Here is a 7182-nt window from a genome sequence, read left to right on the forward strand (position 1 = left end):
ACAATGCGGCATTTTTCATCCGGATTCCGCTTTCCGTAGTACCATCCCAGGAAACGGCCTACCTTGTAGGCGTGCTCCACCGTCAGATCCACATTGGCTTCCCCGCGGAAACCATCTGTCCCAAAATACTTGCCCATGCTTAATTCCTCTCTTTCTGTAAACATATAAAATATTATGTTTCTATCAATTCTCTTGCCCCACCAAAACAGAAATTGCTTTATTTTTGATTTCTATAACTGTATGTTCATATTTTCCTCCATACTCTCCATCTACAGTCCATTCCATTGGCTCTGAATTTATTTCCATATAGGATGCTTGAAAACATTCAATATATTCGCAATCCAATGGATTCCCCATCAACGAAGCAACGATCTTTTGAAGTTCGATAATATTTTGCGGCATACGAACCAACATCACTTCAAATATACCATCGTTAAGCTCTGTCAGCGAACTGGTCGGGTTTCTAAATCCGGCAATGGAAAACGAATTCATAACAAGTCCCACGATATAACGGCCTTGTATCGTACCATTTTCATATCGAATCATTAAATCATATTCGTGTAATTCTGACAGTTCTTTGATTCCCTGAAAAAGGTATGCCAAATACCCTAATGTATTTTTCATCTTCTGCGGAGTCGCATAGGAAATCTTTGTAAATGCACCAAAACCGGCTACATAAACAAAAAAACGATTATTTAAACATCCCACGTCCAGATTGAAAATCTTTCCGCAGCAGGATATTTCCATGGCCTGATTTAAATCACCAGAAATCCCCATACTCTTACTGAAATCATTTGTTGATCCGGATGGAATGTATCCCAAAACCGTATCATTCCCAGAATCCAATAAACCAGATACAATTTCATTTAAAGTACCATCTCCGCCGCTGCATACAATCAAATCATATTACTCTTTCATTTGACTGATAAATGAATAGCCGTCTCCTTGATTACTGGTGGGGTAGATCGTTGTAATATATTCTTGAAGTTTATAATACTCTATAATGCTATATAGTTGAGTGCGTATTTTAGCTTTTCCTGCGAATGAGTTGAATATAAATAGTAAATGTTTCATTATCAATCCTTTAACACAGCTGGTTCAATACTTATGAAATAAAATCAATAGAAAAAGAACTTTCTATTTTCCGTCTAAATATTTAGCACATCTTTTTAGCCCAAAATACTTTTAACTATACGAAATCTAACTATAATTTTCCAACACCAGAGCACTATACCTTCTTACATATTAATATCATCAATTATTCTTCTTCATCGCCTTTTGAATATGTCCTTTCACTTATTATATATCTAGGCCTACTTTTTGTCTCCAGATATATCTTTCCTATATACTCCCCCAAAATACCAATACACATTAACTGAATTCCGCCCCATAAACAAATTAAACCAACCATACTTGCCCAACCACTAACTGTATTTCCTATCACTCTCATTATAACAGCCCAAACTATCCCGACAAAACTAAAGAATGCACTAATTGCCCCTATCATCGTTATCATCCTAATGGGCTTTATACTTAAACTGGTAATTCCATCAAAGGCAAGTGACAGCATTTTCCTAAGCGGGTAATGACTTTCTCCTGCAAGCCTTTCATGTCGCTCATAATAAACGCTGGTGCTCGCAAAACCTATCAATGGTATCATTCCTCTTAAGAAGATATTAACTTCTTTAAATTTAGATAGTTCTTGTAATACTCTTTTAGATAATAAACGGTAATCTGCATGGTTAAAAACAACTTCTACTCCCATCCAATTAAGCAATTTATAAAATGTTTCTGCCGTAAAACGTTTAAAAAATGTATCCGTTTCTCTTTTGTTTCTCACACCATAGACTATTTCATACCCACAAAGATATTCCTCAACCATACTATTCATAGCATTAATGTCATCTTGTCCATCACAATCAATCGTAATTGTAATGTCACAGTACTTTCTCGCTTCCATCAAGCCCGCTAGAACAGCATTTTGGTGCCCCCTATTTCTACTCTGAGACATCCCCTCGATATATTCTGATTGTTTCGCCAATTTACAGATAATATCCCATGTACTGTCTTTGCTACCATCATTCACAAACAGAATCTTACTATTTTTTTGAACTTTACCATCTTCAATAAGCTCTTTTAATTTATTTTCAAACATACAGCTTGTAATCGGTAAAACTTGTTCTTCATTATAGCAAGGTATAACAAGAAACAAAATAGGACATTCTCGATTCATTTATTCATCTCTCCTCAAATTATAAAGTAGTAATGTTTATAGACCTTCTCCAGAGTCTGTATGGTATAAAAACTCCAATCACAGTCTCTTAGTGTGATACTCTTTTAACATACATTTTCCAAAACACAACCATATCAGAAGTACATCTTTGCATTTTATTCAAAACATCTTCATTTTAAACTTAACTTTTATATGGTGGTTTTTTAATTACTTTACCATTATAGTTGTACTTTTTGATTTTGTCATATTTTCTTTATTCAATAATTGTACTTTTATCGTATCCTTTAAATCCTCTTTAGATATCGCTACCGATATAAACTGTTCTCCTATTGTTGTAGGATATTCTTTCCCATCTATTAAAACAGCTAATTCATCAAAAATATGCTCTGGAACCACTCCTATAAAAATTTTTTCATTCTCTGTGCTTTTTATTATTTCAGAAGGATAAACCGACAAAATGTTAGGCACTAAATCTTGCGGTTGTGTGGAATCCCGAAAAACTTCTTTTGTTATTCCATTTTCAAACTCCCACAATACATACGGGATCTCCGGGTTATCAGGAAACTCGTTAACCAAACTAATATCATAACTAGGTTCATCAAACAATAATTTGATAGAATTACCAGGCCCATAAAAATAAATGTTATATTCTCCTTCTGCACCTTTTACATATATGTGACTACCTTCAACTGGCTTTTCCAATTTAATTACCTCTTTAAACTGCTCTCTATCCTGTTGACAAGTTTGTAGCCATCCCTGCCTATAACCAATTTGACCAGGTGTATAATAAGCTAGAACAATACAAAAAATAAATAATACTGTCCCTTCCCTCGAAAAAATATATCGTCTAAGAAAGGATACCTCTTCTACAAAATTCGCAAACATAATACCCACAAAAATGGATGGAATATATAAATAAAGTCTATGCTGCATATTAACCATAGGTAATACTGTTGCCAAAGAAACTCCCACAGCTATTATACTTAATAACAATGTATATTTTTGTTCCTTAATTGCTAATTTCAATGCAAATATACAAATAATACAAAACAAAATTACACCTGGAAGTGCCATTCCATTATACCCGTTAAAGATAAATCCCTGATTTCCCCAATCAAAATAAATAAACAAGTATCTTATTGCATTCCTAAATAAGATAATTGGAGAAAATGATTGATAGTATGGATTATCCGCTAATACCTCACTACTCCCCCCAGCAAATAGCATTGCCGTAAAAAACAGCATAATCAATAAATGTATAATTAAATATATGTCTATACGTACACTTTTATTTTCCCAAAACATACAGCATATTTCAAATATTAATAATAATACTGGCAAAATAAGTGACATCTCTTTCGATCGAAGTGAGAAATAATAGAATAAAATAGACATAACCATAAAATAACCATTGTACTTATTATTTATATCTTTTCTTGCTTTTAAGTAAAAGATTAAAGATACAACAGTAAAAAAGCAACATAGCAAATCTGCAATTGCGGATATCCACGACACAGCCATTAATGTAGGTGCATAGATACCAAAAATAGCCGCAACGCAAAGAGCTTTATACTCTTTATTGACTACACTCTTTTTTTCTCCAAACCCAAAAAGCAACACCCCCATTTTATATACTAAATATACATTTAGTAAATGCAGTAATATAAAAATAATATGATATATTTGATAATTCAAGCCAAACAAACTATTTAAGACTTTTAAGAATACTGCCCTCATTGGTCTATCATTGTAAAACATTGTCGGAAAAAAATGAAATAATTCTTTATAATTACCAAATCTAGCCTCTGCCAATAATGTCACATCATCATAAACTAGACTATTCGCCAATCCACCACCCCAAGCAACAGCAAAAAAAGCACAAACAAACAAAATAGCTAGCATTTTTCTTGATACTTTCATAATCAATATCCTTTTCTTGTATAATTTATTTGCCATTAATAATGTAATTACCTATCGCAAATTTTTCACTAATTTTAGATAATACTAGGCATACTCCAATTGAAATTATTGAAACAAATAGCCAAATAGGCGCTGCCGAATACATTGGCACTAAATGACTCATTTCCTCGACTGGCCGTATGGATAATAAAATCAAAATAAAATAAGCTACTTTAAAACCTGCGAAATGATACACTAAAATACAAAATGTTTTTTTTCCAATGTATTTTAATCCTTCACTTAACCAATTTTTCCCCAAGCAGCATGACACTTTATAACACAAATAAAATGAACACAAACACGTTATTATATGAACAGGTAAACTATCAAATTGTCTCGTCGGCCAGTTCATTGGTATGAGTCCCTTAAAATAAAAACCGCCAAAAAATATACAAATAATTAATGCAAAGACTATCATGGTAAATGGCTCTATTTTTTTTGAAAACACCTCAAAAACTCGCGTCGCTCTACCCATCACAAAAAACAGTAGCCCCAATAATCCCAGATCGATTAAATAATTCGACATTTGAAATGGTATCTTTATTTGCTGTTTAACTATAGCCCATCCTAAAAAGCTGCATATAATTCCTAATCCCATAGCCCAAAATTCTTTGTGTAGAAATTTACTGATTCTATAAAAACACATATAGAAAATTTCTACAATAAATAATACCGGAAAGAACCATGTAGCTCCCCCCCCATTCCGGTGTTCCCAAATACTGAAATAACAAAAATATTTGTTCCCTAAAACTTCCCGTTTCTCGCTCAAAAAAATAATTATATATTCCTATATGTTGTGTTATCCCCACTATTATTATAAATATAATATTCACACTAAAAAAAGGGATTATGAGAGTTTTTATTTTTTTCTTTACATACGAAAATACCGAGTATTGATCTCCATTAAATGTATAACCCGAAATAAATATAAAAGCAGGTATATGGAACATATATATATACGTAGTAAAAGGAGCGCCAGCGTGTCCTAAAACCATCGCAATAATACAAATTCCTTTAAAGATATCTACCCAATCCACTCTATTCCTATCACTTGTTATATTATTTTTCATATCTGTTTTTTAAAAATAACTCCTGTCCTATTTTTTCACCATACAAAAAATCATATTGCATTAATTCATATTTATCATACGTTTCTATCTCTAATTCTGTTTGTCTACAGGAATATTCAGCATCATTATGTAATGCCACATTCAAAGAATATCCCGGACATATTTCTTTTATATCATTCAAAAAATCAAACCATATCGGTCCCCGTAGATCATAAATCTCAAAAATTGTGGGCAATAAAAAACTACTAATAAAAATTCCACACTCTTCTCTTATATCTTTATAATTGCTCCACGCTATAAATGGGGTTCTATGTGTAGCATAACTAAAATCACAATTACTGTAATTTGAATCTAACCATCCAGAATCTACATATATTTCATCTACTGTATTACCTAATTTTGACATATGATCCCCAAACATAATAATTATTGTAGGATCTTCTATATTACTAAAATATTCTATCAACCTGCCTAATGACTGATCTGAATAGTATAATCCCGTGGCCAAATCTTCAAGCCCGCTTATTGCTTCTTTTGATAACGCTGGTGCTATTACAGAAATGGTTTCATTATTCCCCCATCTTTCGCGTGCATAATCCGGATGATTTTGTACACTCACTGCAAATTGAAAAAACGGATCATCACTTTTGCTTTTATGTGTATTATATTCTGAGATAATTCTATCAACCATAGTGTTGTCAGAAATAAATGATCTTAATGATTCAGTTTTTCTAAAATCATCAGAAGAAATAAAGCTGTCAAATCCCATATTCGGGTATACCACATTCCTATTATAATTTTCCTTCAAAAATGGATGTATTGCCTGTGTATCATAGCCATAGTGTTTTAAATATTGTGCAATTGAAAACGCAGATGGCTTTGATAAGTCCTGTAATTGATAATACGGCGTCATTTCTATGGGTAGAAATTGTTTGGAAAATCCTGTTAATACCTCAAATTCAGTTACACTAGTACCGCCTCCATAAACCGATGTTAATAACTCTCCAGAAACAGCATTTTCTCTCAACACTTTTAGATTAGAAAATATTTCTTTTTCAAACTCTATACCTGGAATTTCTTCAATATCCCAGAATGATTCACTCATTATCAAAATAATATTAGGTCTACTTTCTATTGCAGAAAATTTCAATCTTTCACCTTGGTATTCTTTTATTATTTCCTCTATTCTTTCTGCTGAATACCCGTCCATTTTAGGAGGGATTAATGTCTTAATATTGCTAAGAAAACCAACTAATACCCCCTTTTGTTCATAATCATTAATTGGATCAAATCCCGAACTGGTCACACTAAATTTACTAAAAAAGAAAATATAAAATACACTTATTGAGCATCCTACTTTTATAATAGAGCATTTACTCCATCCTTTTTTTATAGGAAGGAATTTCTCAAATTTCCAATCAATTAAAAATACTATTATACTGATACCTACAAAAATGATTATAGCTTTAATCATTCCCGAATCCAGTTGCAGCTCTAGTCCATCCGCGATACTTCTTACCTCACCAAACAACACTACATCTAATGGAAAAAACGGGTTTTCACGATACATTATTTTAAATTCATTAATAAATGATATTAAAATTATCAAAATCTCTAGTACAATAACAGCATATATTTTCTTGAATAATAAAATTAAAATATTTAGCACTATAAACAACGTAATGATTGTTAAAAAGAAATACTTTGGCTGGTCCCATGCCCATTCAACAACACCAATAATGGTTTTTCTCTGTATCAGTCCAATTTGAACCGTATAAATTAAAGATATATATAATTCAAATATATTTAACCTAAATTATTCACGGAACAGTATCTGAATTGATAACAGTACCATGAATCTGAAAATTGATCCATGCAGCCATAACATCACTCAATTAACCCGTCAAAAGGGTATAAAAT

5 protein-coding genes and 2 pseudogenes are annotated in these 7182 nt (G+C 32.1%); all 7 read right to left on the reverse strand.

What is annotated here, in order from left to right; translation table 11 throughout:
• Positions 1–137 (reverse strand): annotated as a pseudogene (locus tag B5E84_RS21450) (phosphoglucosamine mutase); the annotation flags it as partial.
• Positions 138–183: 46 nt separating this feature from the next.
• Entirely contained in the window at positions 184–900 is a 717-nt protein-coding gene (locus tag B5E84_RS19865) for a diacylglycerol/lipid kinase family protein (RefSeq protein ID WP_087226621.1), read from the reverse strand.
• Between the two features lie 358 nt (positions 901–1258).
• Positions 1259–2233 carry a glycosyltransferase family 2 protein gene (locus B5E84_RS19870; RefSeq protein WP_087226624.1) on the reverse strand — a complete coding sequence of 325 codons (975 nt, stop codon included), beginning with the start codon at positions 2231–2233 and terminating at the stop codon, positions 1259–1261.
• Positions 2234–2440: 207 nt separating this feature from the next.
• Positions 2441–4153 carry a hypothetical protein gene (locus B5E84_RS19875; protein WP_087226627.1) on the reverse strand — a complete coding sequence of 571 codons (1713 nt, stop codon included), beginning with the start codon at positions 4151–4153 and terminating at the stop codon, positions 2441–2443.
• A gap of 25 nt (positions 4154–4178) precedes the next feature.
• A complete protein-coding gene (locus B5E84_RS20490) occupies positions 4179–4961 on the reverse strand; it encodes a hypothetical protein (RefSeq protein ID WP_242963451.1) in 783 nt (260 codons plus the stop codon).
• Between the two features lie 19 nt (positions 4962–4980).
• A pseudogene (locus B5E84_RS21525) lies at positions 4981–5262 on the reverse strand (acyltransferase family protein); the annotation flags it as partial.
• Positions 5252–6832 (reverse strand): LTA synthase family protein, encoded by a 1581-nt coding sequence (locus tag B5E84_RS19885; RefSeq protein WP_143469290.1) that lies wholly within the window; start codon positions 6830–6832, stop codon positions 5252–5254. The gene B5E84_RS19885 and the pseudogene B5E84_RS21525, both read right to left, overlap by 11 nt.
• Positions 6833–7182: the final 350 nt, after the last annotated feature.

This window comes from Lachnoclostridium sp. An14 (genome assembly GCF_002160755.1).
Classification (GTDB): Bacteria; Bacillota; Clostridia; order Lachnospirales; family Lachnospiraceae; genus Lachnoclostridium_A.